The 15,107-nt window shown below is 72.2% G+C and carries 18 protein-coding genes; 7 read left to right on the forward strand and 11 right to left on the reverse strand.

The window, feature by feature from the left end; all coding sequences use genetic code 11:
• The first annotated feature begins 59 nt into the window (after positions 1 to 59).
• Positions 60 to 713 carry a TetR/AcrR family transcriptional regulator gene (locus AB0G84_RS03895; protein WP_361314973.1) on the forward strand — a complete coding sequence of 218 codons (654 nt, stop codon included), beginning with the start codon at positions 60 to 62 and terminating at the stop codon, positions 711 to 713.
• 331 nt (positions 714 to 1,044) lie between these two features.
• Positions 1,045 to 2,517 carry a PAS domain-containing sensor histidine kinase gene (locus AB0G84_RS03900; protein WP_361314976.1) on the forward strand — a complete coding sequence of 491 codons (1,473 nt, stop codon included), beginning with the start codon at positions 1,045 to 1,047 and terminating at the stop codon, positions 2,515 to 2,517.
• A 224-nt stretch (positions 2,518 to 2,741) separates the two neighbouring features.
• On the opposite strand, the gene AB0G84_RS03905 is transcribed toward AB0G84_RS03900, so the two are convergent.
• Together AB0G84_RS03905 and AB0G84_RS03910 are read right to left on the reverse strand one after the other, a co-directional pair.
• Positions 2,742 to 2,999 carry a WhiB family transcriptional regulator gene (locus AB0G84_RS03905; RefSeq protein WP_003983230.1) on the reverse strand — a complete coding sequence of 86 codons (258 nt, stop codon included), beginning with the start codon at positions 2,997 to 2,999 and terminating at the stop codon, positions 2,742 to 2,744.
• A 319-nt stretch (positions 3,000 to 3,318) separates the two neighbouring features.
• Positions 3,319 to 4,302: a diacylglycerol kinase family protein gene (locus AB0G84_RS03910; RefSeq protein ID WP_361314978.1), complete on the reverse strand. Its 984-nt coding sequence runs from the start codon at positions 4,300 to 4,302 to the stop codon at positions 3,319 to 3,321.
• A 96-nt stretch (positions 4,303 to 4,398) separates the two neighbouring features.
• On the opposite strand from AB0G84_RS03910, the gene AB0G84_RS03915 reads away from it, so the two are divergent.
• Positions 4,399 to 4,860 (forward strand): hypothetical protein, encoded by a 462-nt coding sequence (locus AB0G84_RS03915; RefSeq protein WP_361314980.1) that lies wholly within the window; start codon positions 4,399 to 4,401, stop codon positions 4,858 to 4,860.
• Between the two features lie 80 nt (positions 4,861 to 4,940).
• Here AB0G84_RS03915 and AB0G84_RS03920 read toward each other — a convergent pair whose 3' ends face one another.
• From AB0G84_RS03920 to AB0G84_RS03935, 4 genes are all read right to left on the reverse strand, one after another.
• Positions 4,941 to 5,900: an RNA polymerase sigma factor SigF gene (locus AB0G84_RS03920; protein WP_361315156.1), complete on the reverse strand. Its 960-nt coding sequence runs from the start codon at positions 5,898 to 5,900 to the stop codon at positions 4,941 to 4,943.
• 43 nt (positions 5,901 to 5,943) lie between these two features.
• A complete protein-coding gene (locus AB0G84_RS03925) occupies positions 5,944 to 6,357 on the reverse strand; it encodes an anti-sigma regulatory factor (RefSeq protein WP_018536172.1) in 414 nt (137 codons plus the stop codon).
• A gap of 293 nt (positions 6,358 to 6,650) precedes the next feature.
• Positions 6,651 to 7,139, reverse strand: coding sequence for a GNAT family N-acetyltransferase (locus AB0G84_RS03930; RefSeq protein WP_361314982.1), 489 nt, complete (start codon positions 7,137 to 7,139; stop codon positions 6,651 to 6,653).
• Positions 7,140 to 7,171: 32 nt separating this feature from the next.
• Positions 7,172 to 7,432: a UBP-type zinc finger domain-containing protein gene (locus tag AB0G84_RS03935; protein WP_361314984.1), complete on the reverse strand. Its 261-nt coding sequence runs from the start codon at positions 7,430 to 7,432 to the stop codon at positions 7,172 to 7,174.
• Between the two features lie 57 nt (positions 7,433 to 7,489).
• On the opposite strand from AB0G84_RS03935, the gene AB0G84_RS03940 reads away from it, so the two are divergent.
• Positions 7,490 to 9,091, forward strand: coding sequence for a Na+/H+ antiporter (locus AB0G84_RS03940; RefSeq protein ID WP_361314986.1), 1,602 nt, complete (start codon positions 7,490 to 7,492; stop codon positions 9,089 to 9,091).
• A gap of 78 nt (positions 9,092 to 9,169) precedes the next feature.
• On the opposite strand, the gene AB0G84_RS03945 is transcribed toward AB0G84_RS03940, so the two are convergent.
• From AB0G84_RS03945 to AB0G84_RS03955, 3 genes are all read right to left on the reverse strand, one after another.
• The gene (locus tag AB0G84_RS03945) at positions 9,170 to 10,102 is read right to left on the reverse strand and encodes a pyridoxal-phosphate dependent enzyme (protein ID WP_361314988.1); all 933 of its coding nucleotides are present in this window, start codon (positions 10,100 to 10,102) and stop codon (positions 9,170 to 9,172) included.
• A gap of 78 nt (positions 10,103 to 10,180) precedes the next feature.
• A complete protein-coding gene (locus AB0G84_RS03950) occupies positions 10,181 to 10,771 on the reverse strand; it encodes an N-acetylmuramoyl-L-alanine amidase (protein WP_361314990.1) in 591 nt (196 codons plus the stop codon).
• 171 nt (positions 10,772 to 10,942) lie between these two features.
• Positions 10,943 to 11,176, reverse strand: a complete 234-nt coding sequence (locus AB0G84_RS03955) for a hypothetical protein (RefSeq protein WP_361314992.1) — start codon at positions 11,174 to 11,176, stop codon at positions 10,943 to 10,945.
• Positions 11,177 to 11,255: 79 nt separating this feature from the next.
• On the opposite strand from AB0G84_RS03955, the gene AB0G84_RS03960 reads away from it, so the two are divergent.
• The 3 genes from AB0G84_RS03960 (at position 11,256) to AB0G84_RS03970 (ending at position 13,240) form a co-directional block, all read left to right on the forward strand.
• Complete coding sequence (locus AB0G84_RS03960; RefSeq protein WP_361314995.1) at positions 11,256 to 11,999, forward strand: helix-turn-helix domain-containing protein; 744 nt, start codon at positions 11,256 to 11,258, stop codon at positions 11,997 to 11,999.
• Positions 12,000 to 12,009: 10 nt separating this feature from the next.
• Entirely contained in the window at positions 12,010 to 12,936 is a 927-nt protein-coding gene (locus AB0G84_RS03965) for a glutaminase (protein WP_361314998.1), read from the forward strand.
• A gap of 76 nt (positions 12,937 to 13,012) precedes the next feature.
• Positions 13,013 to 13,240: a hypothetical protein gene (locus AB0G84_RS03970; protein ID WP_361315000.1), complete on the forward strand. Its 228-nt coding sequence runs from the start codon at positions 13,013 to 13,015 to the stop codon at positions 13,238 to 13,240.
• 120 nt (positions 13,241 to 13,360) lie between these two features.
• Here the strand turns inward: AB0G84_RS03970 and AB0G84_RS03975 are convergent, their stop codons facing one another.
• Positions 13,361 to 13,780 carry a VOC family protein gene (locus AB0G84_RS03975; RefSeq protein WP_361315002.1) on the reverse strand — a complete coding sequence of 140 codons (420 nt, stop codon included), beginning with the start codon at positions 13,778 to 13,780 and terminating at the stop codon, positions 13,361 to 13,363.
• 190 nt (positions 13,781 to 13,970) lie between these two features.
• Positions 13,971 to 14,909 (reverse strand): beta-ketoacyl-ACP synthase III, encoded by a 939-nt coding sequence (locus tag AB0G84_RS03980; RefSeq protein WP_361315004.1) that lies wholly within the window; start codon positions 14,907 to 14,909, stop codon positions 13,971 to 13,973.
• Positions 14,910 to 15,107: the final 198 nt, after the last annotated feature.

The following is a 15,107-nucleotide window of genomic DNA, read 5'->3' on the forward strand; positions in this document are numbered from 1 at the left end:
TCGCCCGCTACAAAAAACCGTAGCACGGCTTCCGTACCGGTCGCTATAAAATTCCTGCCATGGCGACCAAGGAGACGAAGCAGCGCGGCCGGCCCCGGTCCTTCGACCGGGAGACGGCACTGGAGCAGGCGGTCCGGTCCTTCTGGGAGCAGGGCTACGAGGCCACCTCGATCGCCGACCTCACCCGCGCGATGGGTATCAGCGCGCCCAGCCTCTACGCCGCCTTCGGCGACAAGCGTGCGCTGTTCGACGAGGTCCTGGCCGAGTACGCCCGGCACCACGGCGGCTTCCTCTCCCGCGCCGTCGCCGAGGAACCCACCGCCCGCCGCGGCGTCGCCAGGGCGCTGCGCGAGGCCGCGGTCGCGTACACCTGGCCCGGCCGCCCCCGCGGCTGCCTGGTCATCAGCGCCGCCCTGAACACCTCGCCCGCCTCCGCCGAAGTCGCCGCGTCCCTGCGGGAGATGAGGCGGTCGACCGTCCGGGGAATCGCCGGCGCCATCCGCGCGGACATCGCGGCCGGCGAACTCCCCGCCGACACCGACGCGACCGCACTCGCCGACTATGTGGGTGCGGTCATCCAGGGCATGTCCCAGCAGGCCAGGGACGGCGCGGAGCAGGAAGCCCTGGAGGCGATCGCCGAACTGGCGATGCGGGCCTGGCCGCGACCGGCGGGCGCGCGGAAAGCCGGTGAACTCAAGGGCTCCGCCGCGTAGGAACGGCTCCGGAAACACCCGCGGGCCGCGGCGCCGGGACAGGACCCTCAACCTGTCCGGCACCGCAGCCCGGAGCTACCATCGGCCGGCCCCGTCGTGTCGGCGGAGGGTATCCCCCGCGTGCGGTGGGGGCACCGTCCCGCCGTGGGACCGGTCGATCAGAGGCCTTGGCGCAGTCAGGGCAGAGAGCGCCGCCGGCCTCGTTCCGCTCTCCTGTGCGGGGAGAACGGAGGTCTTTCCCGCATTGTGGACTAGACCATTCTTACTTGTCCATGCCCATGCGGGCACAACACCTACACCGTACGCCGGTAGGCTCCGAAGAGTGCCCTCCATGAACGATCTCGTACGCCAGCACACCGCTCTGAGCGACTCCGACCTCGAGTGGCTCCATCTGCTGGTCTCGGAGTGGCAGCTGCTCTCCGACCTCTCCTTCGCCGATCTTGTGTTGTGGGTCCCCACCCTCGACGGCACCCGCTATGTCTCCGTCGCCCAGATGCGGCCGAACACCGGCCCCACCTCTTACCAGAACGACATGGTTGGCCATCTCGTTCCCCGGGGGCGCCGTCCGATGCTGGACTCCGCCTTGGATGAGGGCCGCATCGTACGTGAGGGCGACCCCGAGTGGCGAGAGGAAGTTCCGGTACGGGTCGAGTCCATCCCGGTACGCCGGGAGGGCCGGGTGCTGGGAGTGATCGCCCGGAACACCAATCTGCTGACCGTGCGCACCCCCAGCCGGCTGGAGCTCACCTACCTCCAGAGCGCCTCCGACCTCGCCCAGATGATCGCCGCCGGAACGTTTCCGTTCCCCGGCCAGCAGGTCGACATGGACGCCTCGCCCCGGGCCGGCGACGGGCTGATCCGGCTCGACGCGGACGGTGTGGTCCAGTACGCCAGCCCCAATGCGCTCTCCGCCTACCACCGCCTCGGCCTCGCCGCCGACCTGGTGGGCCACCACCTGGGGCAGGCCACCGCCGAACTCGCCCCCGCCCGGGGCCCGGTGGACGAGGCCCTGGTCAAACTCGCCAGCGGCTGGGCCCCGCGGGAATTCGAGGTGGAGGGCAATGAGGGCGTGATTCAATTGCGCGCCATTCCGCTCAAACCGAAGGGCACGCACATCGGTTCACTTGTGCTGCTGCGGGACGTGACCGAGCTCCGGCGCCGAGAGCGGGAACTGATCACCAAGGACGCCACCATCCGGGAAATCCACCACCGGGTGAAGAACAATCTGCAGACCGTGGCCGCCCTGCTGCGGCTGCAGTCCCGCCGGATGGATTCCGAACAGGGCCGGGACGCACTCAACGAGGCGGTCCGCAGGGTGGGTTCGATCGCGATCGTGCACGAGACGCTGTCGCAGACCCTCGATGAGCGGGTGGAGTTCGACGAGATCGCCGACCGGGTGCTGGCCATGGTCGCGGAGATCTCCCCCGGGAAGGTGACCACCCGCCGCACCGGACGGTTCGGCATCCTGGACGCCGAGGTGGCCACCCCGCTGTCGATGGTGCTCACCGAGGTGCTGCAGAACGCCCTGGAGCACGCCTTCGACCAGGCGGAGCACGGCGTCGTCGAGGTCGGTGCGGTGCGCGGCGGCAGCCGCAAGGAGCCGCGGCTGCTGGTCACCGTCCAGGACAACGGCCGCGGGCTGCCCGAGGGCTTCGATCCGCACCGGGCCGGAAACCTGGGGCTGCAGATCGTACGGACCCTGGTGGAGGGTGAGTTGGGCGGGAAGTTCGACATGGTGCGGGCGCCCGAGCGCGGCACCCAGGTCGTCCTCGATGTGCCGGTGCGGCCCGAGAAGCAGCACTGAGACCGTTCCGATACCGCACCGAGTCCCGACCGGAACGGTGCCGGCAGGCCGGGGAGGCGGAGCGCACCGCCCCCCCCGCCGCGGGGCCCCACACAGCAACAAGCCCCGGACCGTACGGTCCGGGGCTCAAAGCTATTGCGATGCGATAACGACCGGGCATTTCAGCGCCGATGGTGCATCGGGGGTACTGCGCGCTGCGGCTCGGGGGCCACGGGGCTGCTGGCTCAGGCGCTGGCGTTGCGCGCCCGGTTGCGAGCTGCACGGCGCTTCATCGCGCGGCGCTCGTCCTCGCTCAGACCACCCCAGACGCCGGAGTCCTGGCCGGACTCGAGCGCCCACTGCAGGCACTGCTCCATGACGGGGCAGCGGCGGCAGACGGCCTTGGCTTCCTCGATCTGCAGCAGCGCAGGACCGGTGTTGCCGATGGGGAAGAAGAGCTCGGGGTCTTCCTCGCGGCAAACGGCGCGGTGACGCCAGTCCATGGCTGCTCCATCTCCTCGTGTGACGGGAACGTGCTTGTGAATGTGAACGCTTTCACGAATCCCTCCACAAGGGAAGGGCCGAACCCCAGTCATGAACTGGTGCGGTCCTGTGGAATGAGGAGGAGGATTCGGGCTCTCAAGGGGGCCGTCAGTGCGGCCGTCCCGATCGCCATGAAGAGACTCGCAAACCTCGGCTGCGGATACAACCCCTTCCGGAAACTTTTTTTTGAATCCTTGGTGTCGCCTCGGTCACAGCCGTCATTCCAGAGGGTGGGAGCCAGTCTAAACGTTCGAGTGAAAGGACTTTGGGCCCTACTGCTCACACAATCACACGCAGTGCACGGCGAACGCCTGTGAACGTCACACTCGTACGCAGCCCCAAGTGGTCACCGTCCATCTGGAACGGCAGGGGGACCTGCGAATGCAAGGTGAAGTTCGTGAGGTCGTGAAGTGAGAGTGCGTGCTTCCCGTGCGGGCCGCGCTCGGGCGTCGACGTCAGCAGCTGGGTGGCGTAGCGGGCGACGGCGGTGGGCGAGAGCTTGCTCAGTGCGAACAGGTCCAGCGCGGTGTCGAACGAGGCGTCCGGGGACGGGTAGATCGGCCGGTTGCCCAGATAGGACCACGGCGCGGTGTTGCAGATTATGGCCAGCGCGAGGTGTTCGACGGTCTGCGCCGCACCGCCGTCGCCGCCCGGCCGTTCGAGGGTGATCACGCCCCGCCGCCGGTTCGCCTCGCCCAGGAACTGCCGTACGACCTGTCGCATGTACAGGGCATGAGTCGAACGCTTGCCGCGTTCGCGCTGCTGCTCGACCCGGCCCACGACCCCGGCGTCGAAGCCGAAGCCCGCACAGAAGGTGAACCAGCGCCCCGGTGCCCCCTCGTCCTCGGTGCCGGGGGTGCCCCCGGCGTGGCCGAGGCCGATCGTCCGCTCGCTGCCGTCGCGCAGCGCGTCCAGCAGCGCGCCGGTCGCCTCCACGACGTCGTTGGGCAGCCCCAGGGCGCGGGCGAAGACATTGGTGGAGCCACCGGGGACCACGGCCAGCCGCGGGTGGGCCTCCGGATCGGGGCCGCTCGCGAGCAGGCCGTTGACGACCTCGTTGACGGTCCCGTCGCCGCCCAGTGCCACCACCAGCTCGGTCTCGCCGCCCTCGGTTGCCTGCCGGGCCAGGTCGCGGGCGTGTCCGCGGTACCGGGTCTCGGCGACCTCCAGCTTGAGATCGCTGGCCAGGGCGTGGGTGAGCACTTCGCGGGTGCGGACACTGGTGGTGGTGGCGGCAGGGTTGACCACGAGGAGTGCACGCATGGGGAGCAGCGTACCTACCTGCAGGTACCGGCCTCACGCCCCGTCCGGATGCGGGGGCTTCCCGGGCGGGACGGGCGCCGGCGCTACCCTGCTGGGGTGAGCAGTCAGCAGAAGCAGTCCGCGAAGCGAGCCGCCGGTGCCTCCGCCGCGCCCGAGCCGGTCGGCCCCCGGCCCGCCCGGTTGAGCGCCGCCGCGGCGCTCACCGCCGTGGAGGGGACCGCCCTGGCGGGGCTGGGCGTGTACATGCTGTACGTGGGGTTGGCCGGTGCGCCGGACAGCGCCCGGCAGGCGGAGACCGGCGGGCTGACCCTGCTGGCGCTGGCGGTGCTTCCGCTGGTGGCCGCCCGCGGGCTGTGGCTGCGCCGCCGCTGGAGCCGGGGCCCCTCGCTGATCACCCAGATCGTGGCGCTGCCGGTCGCCTGGACGCTGGTCAACGGCGGTGGGGGGCTGATCGCGGCCGGTGTCGTGCTGGCGGTGGCCGCCCTCGCCGTCCTCGTGCTGCTGGTCAACCCGACCGCCACCGAGGCGCTGGGCATCGGGCCGCGCGAGACTTCCTAGCTCCGGACCCCGCGGGGGTCAGAATGCAGCGGTGGGCGGGACCCCAGGGGTCCCGCCCACCGGTCGTTCCGCGCTCCGGCTCACTCCTCGACCAGCAGCTTGTCGCGCAGCTGGGCGAGGGTGCGGGCCAGCAGCCGGGAGACGTGCATCTGGGAGATGCCGACCTCCTGGGCGATCTGCGACTGGGTCATGTTGCCGAAGAACCGCAGCAGCAGGATCTTCTTCTCGCGCGGCGGGAGGTCCTCCAGCAGCGGCTTGAGGGACTCGCGGTACTCCACGCCCTCCAGCGCCTCGTCCTCGGCGCCGAGGGTGTCGGCGACCGCCGGGGACTCGTCGTCGGTGTCCGGCACGTCCAGGGAGAGCGTGCTGTACGCGTTGGCCGACTCCAGGCCCTCCAGGACCTCTTCCTCGGAGATCGACAGGTGCTCCGCGAGCTCATGGACCGTGGGGGCCCGGCCGTGCCGCTGGGAGAGCTCGGCGGTCGCCGTCGTCAGCGACAGCCGCAGCTCCTGGAGGCGGCGCGGGACCCGGACCGCCCAGCCCTTGTCCCGGAAGTGCCGCTTGATCTCGCCGACGACGGTGGGGGTGGCGTACGTGGAGAACTCCACCCCGCGCTCCGGGTCGAACCGGTCCACCGACTTGATCAGGCCGATGGTGGCGACCTGGGTCAGGTCGTCCAGTGGTTCGCCGCGGTTGCGGAACCGCCGGGCGAGGTGCTCGACGAGCGGGAGGTGCATGCGGACGAGGGTGTTGCGCAGCTCCGCACGCTCCGGTGAGCCCTCGGGCAGCGTGCGCAGCTCGTGGAACATCGCCCGGGCGCCGCTGCGGTCCTGCGACTCCTGGGAGTGCTGCGCTTCCGGCAGCCGGTCATTGGGAGCCGGCGCATCGTGCCGATGCTCCTGCTGCCCCTGCTGCTCGCTCTGGTCCATGTGGTCCGCCCGCTCTGCCTGCTCCGCCGCGTCCGAATGGCCGCCGTGGTCGTCTACGCCCATGGGATGCGGCCGGGCCTGCTGCTCGGGGATGGTCGCACTGGACGCCATCCGCCCGCCGCGTTCGACATCTTTCACGGGGCCCCCTGTTCGGTCATGACGGTCCGGGACCGGCGCCGCGCTCCTTGTACAGACTGATGGTGACCGTCCGGTCCTCCGCGACGCTGGAATCGACCTTGCCGGCCAGCGCGGAGAGCACCGTCCAGGCGAAGGTGTCGCGCTCCGGGGCGCGGCCGTCGGTCGTCGGGGCGGACACGGTCACCTGCAGCGCGTCGTCGATCAGACGGAAGACGCAGCTGAGCACGCTGCCGGGGACGGCCTGTTGCAGCAGGATCGCGCAGGCCTCGTCGACCGCGATGCGCAGATCCTCGATCTCGTCGAGGGTGAAGTCCAAACGGGCTGCGAGCCCGGCCGTGGCCGTACGCAGCACGGACAGGTAGGCACCCGCAGCGGGCAGACGGACTTCCACGAAGTCCTGAGTCCCGGGCTCGCCTGCGATCTGGGACACCCTCACCTCCAAGGTGGCACAAGCTGGTTGAGCTGGAATACGCGATATTCGCGTTGTTCGGGATATTTCGCTCCGGTTCTTTCTCCTGTCGGATGAAAGGAGAACGATCCGGCGCGGCTCATGGTTCGGCTGTGACGCTATCGCGATCTGCGGGCCGGTGTCGCCCGGAAGAAGCACGAGTGCCCTCCGGTCGGCGCACCGCCCTGGGATTGCCACACCCCAGCGCTGTCACTGATTGTAAAACCACGGGTACGGACAGTGGCTAGGGGTGTGCACTGTCAAATCGAGGCCGATTACGCTGCGTTGGTGCCCGCGGTGGCCGCGAGTCGGTGCAGCGCATCTCCAGTGAGCCGGAAGACCGTCCATTCGTCCATGGGTAGCGCGCCGATCGACTGGTAAAAGCCGATGGACGGTTCATTCCAATCCAGGACTGACCACTCGAAACGCTCGTATCCGCGGGAGACGCAGATCTCCGCGAGCGCCGCGAGCAACGCCTTGCCGTGCCCGCCGCCGCGCGCCTCGGGGCGGACGAACAGGTCCTCCAGGTAAACACCCTGCGTGCCCGTCCAGGTGGAGAAGTTCCGGAACCACAGGGCAAAGCCCACCGGGGAGTCGTCCTCCTCCGCGATCAGTGCGAAGGCCGCCGGCTGCGGCCCGAAGAGGGCCTCGTGCAGCTGCGGCACGGTGGCCCGGGCGGCTTCGGAGGCGCGTTCGTACGCGGCCAGCTCGCCGATCATGGCGAGGATGACGGGGACGTCGTCGGGCGTCGCTTCGCGGATCATCCTGGAAGGCTAAACCGACAGCGGTGAACGTTTCACACCAATTGCTGATCGACGAAGCACCAGCGCCAGGCGTCGCCCGGCTCGAACGTCCGCATCACCGGGTGGCCGCTCTCCTCGAAGTGCCCCGTCGCATGGCGGTAGGGCGAGGAGTCGCAGCAGCCGACATGGCCGCAGACCAGGCACAGCCGCAGCTGTACGGGGTGGCTGCCGACCGCCAGGCACTCCAGGCAGGTTTCGCTCAGCGGGGCCGGTTCGGCGCGCGGGAGGTCGGCAAGGTGCGTGCACTCGCTCATGATGGCCAGGTTAGATCGCCGGGACGGACGGCGGAGCATACGGGGAGGGGCGGGCCGATGGCTGTGGTGCCGCTGTTTTTGCTGGTTGCGGGGAGCGCGGCGGTCGCCGGGCTGGCCCGCCGGACGCCCGTTCCTGCGCCGCTGCTGCTGGTCGCGGCCGGGCTCGCGGCGTCGTACCTCCCCGGCGTCCCGAACTACACCCTCGATCCGCACATCGTGCTGCCGCTGGTGCTGCCTCCGTTGCTGCACACCGCCGCGCTGGACAGCTCCTACCTGGACCTGCGGGCCAACCTGCGGCCGGTGGCGCTGCTGTCGGTGGGCTATGTGCTGTTCGCGACGCTGGTGGTCGGCTACGCGGCCTACCTGCTCATCCCGGACCTGCCGCTGACCGCGGCACTCGTCCTGGGCGCCGTCGTCGCCCCGCCGGACGCCGTCGCGGCCACCGCCATCGCCCGCCGGCTCGGACTCCCGCACCGGATCACCACGATCCTGCAGGGCGAATCGCTGGTCAACGATGCCACCGCGATCACCGCGTACAAGGTCGCGGTGGCCGCCGCGGTGGGCGCCGGCGCCACCTGGGGCGAGGGTCTGAAGGAGTTCGCGGTCGCCTCCCTGGGCGGCATCGGCATCGGCATCGTCCTGATGGTGCCGCTGCACTGGCTGCGCGTCCGGTTGCGGGAGTCCGCGCTGCTGGAGAACACCCTCTCGCTCCTCATCCCCTTCGTGGCCTATGCGCTGGCCGAGCAGTTCCACGCCTCCGGGGTGCTCGCCGTCGTCGTGGTCGGCCTCTACCTGGGGCACCGGGCCTGGCAGGTGGACTTCGAGACCCGGCTGCAGGAAGGCGCTGTGTGGAAGGTGATCTCCTTCCTCCTGGAGTCCGCGGTCTTCGCCCTGATCGGACTGCAGCTGCCGGTGGTGGTGGAAGGCCTGGGGGAGTTCAGCGGGGCCGAGGCCCTCGGGTACGCGGCGGTGGTGTTCGCCGTCGTGGTCCTGGCCCGGTTCGTCTGGGTCTTCCCCGCGACGTACCTGCCGCGGCTGCTGTCGGCCCGGATCCGCACCCGGGAGCCCGACACCACCTGGACCGCGCCGGTCATCGTCGGCTGGGCCGGGATGCGCGGGGTGGTGTCGCTGGCCATCGCGTTCTCGATCCCCGCCGTCGTGCACGGCGGCGGCCCCTTCCCGGCCCGCAATCTCGTGCTCTTCCTGACCTTCACCACCGTCATCGCCACCCTCGTCATCCAGGGGCTGACGCTGCCGCCGCTGATCCGCTTCCTGCGACTGCCCGGCCCGGACACCCAGGCCGAGACGCTCGCCGAGGCCCAGGCGCAGAACGAGGCCTCGCGGGCCGCCGAGGAGCGCCTGGACGAGCTGCTGCGGGACGAGCGCAACGCACTGCCCGGGCCGCTCGCCGACCGGCTGCGCTCCGTCATGGAGCGGCGCCGCAACTCCGTGTGGGAGCGGCTGGGCGCGGTTAACGAGGTGACCGGCGAGTCCGCCGACGAGACCTACCGGCGGCTGGCCCGGGAGATGATCGAGGCCGAACGGCGGGTCTTCGTCGCGCTGCGCGACACCCGCCGGATCGACGACGAGATGATGCGCACCCTGCTGCGCCGGCTGGACCTGGAGGAAGCCGCGGCCTACCGGGAGAGCGCCACCTGACGGGCGGGCCCCGCGGTCTGCCGCGGGCGGCCGGGCCGGTGCGCCGGTCGTGGCGGGTCGCCGGGGCCCGCCACGGCGTCACGGCGTGCCGGTGACCACCGCCGCCACCGTGCTGCCGGGCGGGAAGGCGCCCTCCTCGACCAGCGTGCTCAGCCCGTACAGCAGCTTGGCGACGTAGACCCGCTCCAGCGGCAGCCCGTGGCGCCGCTCGAAGGCGTCCGCGAAGGCGTCCAGCTCCGCGGTGCGGCGGGCGTAGCCACCGCAGTGGAAGCGGTCGTCCAGCCGCCAGTGCCCGCGCCGGCCGCCGAACGCCGCGCGCTGCAGCTCCTCGACCGCCCCGTGCAGGAAGTGCGGGCTGCCGCCCTTGAGCACCGGGACGCCGAGCGCCCGCTGGTCCGGCCCCAGCCCGGCGGCCAGGCCGGCCAGTGTGCCGCCGGTGCCGCAGGCCACCGCCACCGTGCCGGCCGCGCCGCGCAGTTCGCGGCCCAGCTCCGTGCAGCCCCGGGCGGCCAGGGCGTTGCTGCCGCCCTCCGGGAGGACGCGGAAGGCGCCGAAGCGCTCGTGCAGCGCGGCGAGCACGTCCGGGTCGGTCTGGCGGCGGTAGCGGGCCCGGTCGAGGAAGTGCAGACGCATCCCGTCGGCGGCGCAGCGGGCCAGCGACGGATTGAGCGGCGCACCGGCCAGCTCGTCGCCGCGGACCACGCCGATGGTGGCGAAGCCGAGCAGTCGGCCGGCCGCCGCGGTGGCCCGCAGATGGTTGGAGTACGCCCCGCCGAACGTCAGCAGCGTGCGTTCGCCGGCCGCCGCCGCGGCTGTCAGGTTCGGCTCCAGCTTGCGCCACTTGTTGCCCGGCAGGTCCGGGTGGATCAGATCGTCCCGCTTCAGCAGCAGCCGTACCCCGCGGCGCGCGAACGGCTCGTCCTCGACCTCCTGGAGGGGGGAGGGCAGCCGGGGGCTCAGCGAGCGGGGATCGGCCGGCGGATCGGGAACGGTGCTGGTCACGCCGTCCATTGTCGCGCGTGGGGGAGACGGCGGGCCGGGCCGGTGCCCGGTGCGGCCGGGGGAGGCCGCACGGGGCCCGGGGGCCGGTCACTTCAGGTGCTCGGCGACCCGTCCCCGCAAGCGGTCCATGGGGAAGCCCCGTGGGTCGACCTTGCCCGGCTGCCACTCCAGGTGGCCGAGGACCGAGCGCTCGGTCCAGTGGTGCGCCCGGCACACCGCCGCAGCGGCCCGCGCCAGGGCGTCGAGCTGGGCCTCGGGCCAGGGGTCGTGGCCATCGCCGAGGTTCTCGCACTCGAAGCCGTAGAAGACCCGGTTGCCGTCGGTGTTGGCCTCGTTGTCCGGCGGCAGCCGCTTCTCGGCGATCACCGCGCGCAGCACGTCACCGTCGCCCAGGCCGGCGTGGTTGGCGCGGCCGTAGCCCACCAGATGCACCGTGCCGTCCTTGGTGAGCACGCCGTGGCACAGCGGGCCCGGCAGGTCCGGCCGGCCCTCGTGGCAGACCTGGACCGTGTGCTTGGTGCCGGAGGTGCCGGTGTGATGCACCATGACGCCGTGCACCGGGCCCCATGGCCCCTGCGCGTTGCGGTTGTGGGTCTCCCAGCCGTCGAGGGAGACGACCCGCAGTCCCGCGGACATCAGCGCCCCGCGGAACCGGGTGGCGGACAGCGGTACGGACATGACCCACTCCGATGCCTGCGCGGCGGCCGCCGGCCGCGTACCGCCTCCTGCCTCGCTTGTACTGCCCGCCCGGCGGCGCCGGGCGGGCAACGGCATTAAACGGACCGGTCGTTCGGGGCCTGTGCGAGCGGTTTCGGCCGCCGCCGGCAGGGCGGGAGGTGCCCGGGGCCGTCAGCCGCGCAGGAACCCGTCCCCGTGGGTGTTGACGTGTGCCTCCAGGGCGTTGAGCGCGTCCTGGGTCGCCTCCGACGAACCGCTGCCGCGCCGCTCGGCGAAGTACGCCGCGCCCAGCTTCTTCAGCAGGTCGTTGCCGTGCCGCTGTTGCTGCACCTCGTCGACCTTCTGTTTGCCCGCTTCCAGTCCCTGCCGTGCCTGCTCCTTGGCGCGGTCGAGAAACCCTGACATGTGCCACCTCCGTGAGGTCCGTGTCGTAAGGGATCAACGGCGCGGACCGCCGTGGGGTTCCCGTGCCAGGCTGGGGGATGTGGGTGAAGAGCGCGAGACGGGTGGGCCGCCCGGCGTAGCCGCCGGCTACCAGGAGCGGCCGTCGAGGCTGGCCGGTGCGGTGTTGTGGACCAACACCACCCGGCCCCTTGCCGGACCGGTGCTGCCCGACGGCTGCACGGACCTGATCTGGAGCGAGGGCCGGCTGCTGGTGGCGGGCCCGGACACCGGCCCGCAGGACCTCCACGGCGTACCGCCCGGCACCCGCTTCACCGGGGTGCGCTTCCCGCCTGGGGTGGGCCCGGCGGTCTTCGGCGTACCGGCGGGGGAACTGCGCGACCGGCGGGTGCCGTTGGCGGACCTGTGGCCCGCCGGCCGGGTGCGGGAGGTGACCGAACGGGCCGCGGCGGCCGGGACGCCCGGCGGTGTCGTACGGGTCCTGGAGCGGATCGCCGAGGTCCGGCTCCGTCGCGCCGCGCCGCCGGACGGCCGGACCGCCGAGGTGGCCGCGGCGCTCGCGGCGGGCCGCCCGGTGGCCGAGGTGGCGCGGACGGTCGGGCTGGGCGAACGGCAGCTGCACCGCCTGAGCCTGGACGCCTTCGGCTACGGCCCCAAGACCCTGGCCCGGGTGCTGCGGCTGGTGCGCGCGCTCGGTCTGGCGCGCGCCGGGGTGGGCTATGCCGAGGTCGCGGTGCGCGCCGGATATGCGGACCAGGCGCACCTGGCGCGGGAGGTGAAGGCGCTCACGGGGGCCCCGATGAGTCGGCTGCTCACGTCGGGTTAGCGTGTGCCCCATGGACTACCAGGCCGTTCTCGAAGAGGTAGCGGCCCATGCCCGGCCGTTCGTCCGCCATGGACAGGTCGCCGACTACATACCGGCGCTGGCGCGGGTGTCCGCGGACCGCTTCGGCATCGCGGTCGCCGACATCCACGGTGCGGTGTACGGGGTCGGCGACTGGGAGGTCCCGTTCTCCGTCCAGTCGATCTCCAAGGCGTTCTCGCTGGCGCTGGTGATGTCGCAGAGCCACGGGAGCCTCGGCGACGACGACATCTGGAAGCGGGTCGGCCGGGAGCCGTCCGGAACGCCGTTCAACTCGCTGGTCCAGCTGGAGGCGGAGAACGGCATTCCGCGCAATCCGTTCATCAATGCGGGCGCGCTGGTGGTCACCGACCGGCTGCAGACGCTGACCGGCGACGCCAGCACCTCGATGCTGCACTTCCTGCGCGAGGAGAGCGGCAACCCGGACCTCGCCTTCGACCAGGCGGTGGCCGACTCCGAGGCCGAGCACGGCGACCGCAATGCCGCGCTGGCGCACTTCATGGCGTCCTTCGGCAATCTGGAGAACCCGGTCCCCAGCGTCATCGAGCACTACTTCTGGCAGTGCTCGATCGAGATGAGCTGCCGCGATCTGGCCGTCGCCGGCGGCTTCCTGGCCCGCCACGGGCTGCGCGCGGACGGCAGCCGGCTGCTCCAGGCCCGCGAGGCCAAGCGGATCAACGCGGTGATGCTGACCTGCGGGACGTACGACGCGGCGGGGGAGTTCGCCTACCGGGTCGGGCTGCCCGCCAAGAGCGGCGTCGGCGGCGGCATCATCGCCGTCATCCCCGGCCGCTGCACGCTGTGCGTCTGGAGCCCCGGACTGGACGCCCGGGGAAACTCCGTCGCGGGCGCGGCGGCGCTGGACCACTTCACCACGCTGACCGGCTGGTCGGTGTTCTGAGCCCCTGGTGAGGGGGCCGGCTGGCGTTGTGGCCCCTGGAAGGCTGGCGCATCGTATGGGTAGGAGGTGCACGGCCATGGAGCACGAGATTCGCGCCGAGTACGAGGAAGGTGTCCTGCCGCACGAGGACACCCCGGTCAAGCTCTGGCACATGACGCGGCGGGGCACCACCACGGCGATGTGCGGGCGGGACCTGGCTCCGGCCGCCGCCACCCAGCCGGCCGAGGCCTGGGGGACGGACAAGGCCGAGCCGTTCTGCTTCCTGTGCGGTGCGCAGTACCTGCGCGAGCAGCCGGGGCACTAGAGGCACGGGGCCGTCGGGGCCGTCGGGGCCGTCGGGGCCGTTGGGGTCGCTGGGGGCTCCGGGGGCCTTCCGGGGAGCCGTCGCGAGAGCCGTCGCGAGAGAGCTGCCCCCCCGGGTCGTTCAGGGCAGTGGTGCGAACAGGTCCACCCCATGGCCGTCCGGGTCCTGGACGACGGCGTAGCGCTGCCCCCAGAAGGCGTCCCACGGGGGCTTCGCACCCCGGTAGCCGGCCGCGGTGAGCTGTGCGTAGACGGCGTCGACCCCGGCCGGGCCGTCGCACTCGAAGGCCAGCCCGGTGGGTGTGCCGCCCTGCGGCGGCGTCCAGTCGGGGTCGACGGCGCGGGCGGTCTCGTACGAGTCCCACATCAGCCGCAGCCCGCCGGGGAGCTGTGCCTCGGCGTGCGGGGCGGTGTCCGCCTCGGCCGGGACGTCCAGGCCCAGGCGGCGGTAGAAGGCCAGGGAGGCGGCCATGTCGGAGACGACCATCCCGATGGCGGCGAACCGCGGGGTGGTCGGAGTGCCGGGAGTGCTGGTGGTCATGCGGCGAGCGTAGGCACCGCGGCCGGCCGGGGTCTTGAACGAATCGGACGCGGGCCGGGTACGGGGGTGAGGCGGAGCGGGCGCGGGCCGGGCGCGGGGTGGTGCGGAGCGGATGCGGGCCGGTTGCGGGGGTGGTGCGGGGTGGGCGCGGGCCGGTTGCGGGGTGCCGCCGGCCCGGTTTCCCGGTGCCTCACGGGCAGCGGATGACCTGCCCGGCGTACGAGAGGTTGCCGCCGAAGGCGAACAGCAGCACCGGGGCGCCGGCCGGGACCTCGCGGCGCTCGACCAGCTTGGACAGCGCCAGCGGCACCGAGGCCGCGGAGGTGTTCCCGGAGTCCACGACGTCCTTGGCGACCACCGCGTTGACCGCGCCGAGCCGCTGCGCGACCGGCTCGATGATCCGCAGGTTGGCCTGGTGGAGCACCACTCCCGCGAGGTCGGCGGGCTCGATCCCGGAGCGCTCGCAGACCTGCCGGGCGATGGCCGGCAGCTGAGTGGTCGCCCAGCGGTAGACGGTCTGGCCCTCCTGGGCGAAGCGGGCCGGCTCGCCCTCGATGCGCACCGCGCCGCCCATCTGCGGCACCGAGCCCCACAGCACCGGGCCGATGCCGGGCTCCGGCGCGGCGGACACCACCGCGGCGCCCGCCCCGTCGCCGACCAGCACACAGGTCGTACGGTCGGTCCAGTCGACCACGTCGGTGAACTTCTCCGCGCCGATGACCAGGGCGTGCCGCGCCGAGCCGGCCCGGATGGCGTGGTCGGCGGTGGCCAGGGCGTGGGTGAAGCCGGAGCAGACCACGTTGATGTCCATCGTGGCGGGTGCGTCCAGGCCGAGGCGGGCGGCGACCCGGGCCGCGGCGTTGGGGCTGCGGTCGGTCGCGGTGCAGGTGGCGACCAGGACCAGGTCGATGTCCCCAGGGGCCAGGCCACTGCTGGCCAGGGCCTTGGCCGCGGCGGCGGCCGCCATCGAGTCGACCGTCTCGTCCGGGGCCGCGACATGCCGGGTGCGGATGCCGACCCGGCTGCGGATCCAGGCGTCGTCGGTCTGCACGATGCGGGCGAGGTCGTCGTTGGTGAGCACGCCGGAGGGCTGGTAATGGCCGAGGGCCAGGATGTGCGACCCGGTCATGAGTTCCCCTGTACGTGGGCGGTCGGTGCCCCACCAGTCTCACCCGCCGGCGGTGACCGGCGGGTGAGCGATCTGCCAATGTTCCGCCGCCAGAACTGGAGACTGGTGCCACCTACCGCCACCGTCGGCCACCTCCCGCAGGAGCCCGACCGCCGCCCCGGGGAGACCGTACGGCGGGCGAGGAAGGCCCGTACGGTC

The sequence above is a fragment of the Streptomyces sp. NPDC020742 genome (assembly GCF_040641675.1).
Classification (GTDB): Bacteria; Actinomycetota; Actinomycetes; order Streptomycetales; family Streptomycetaceae; genus Streptomyces.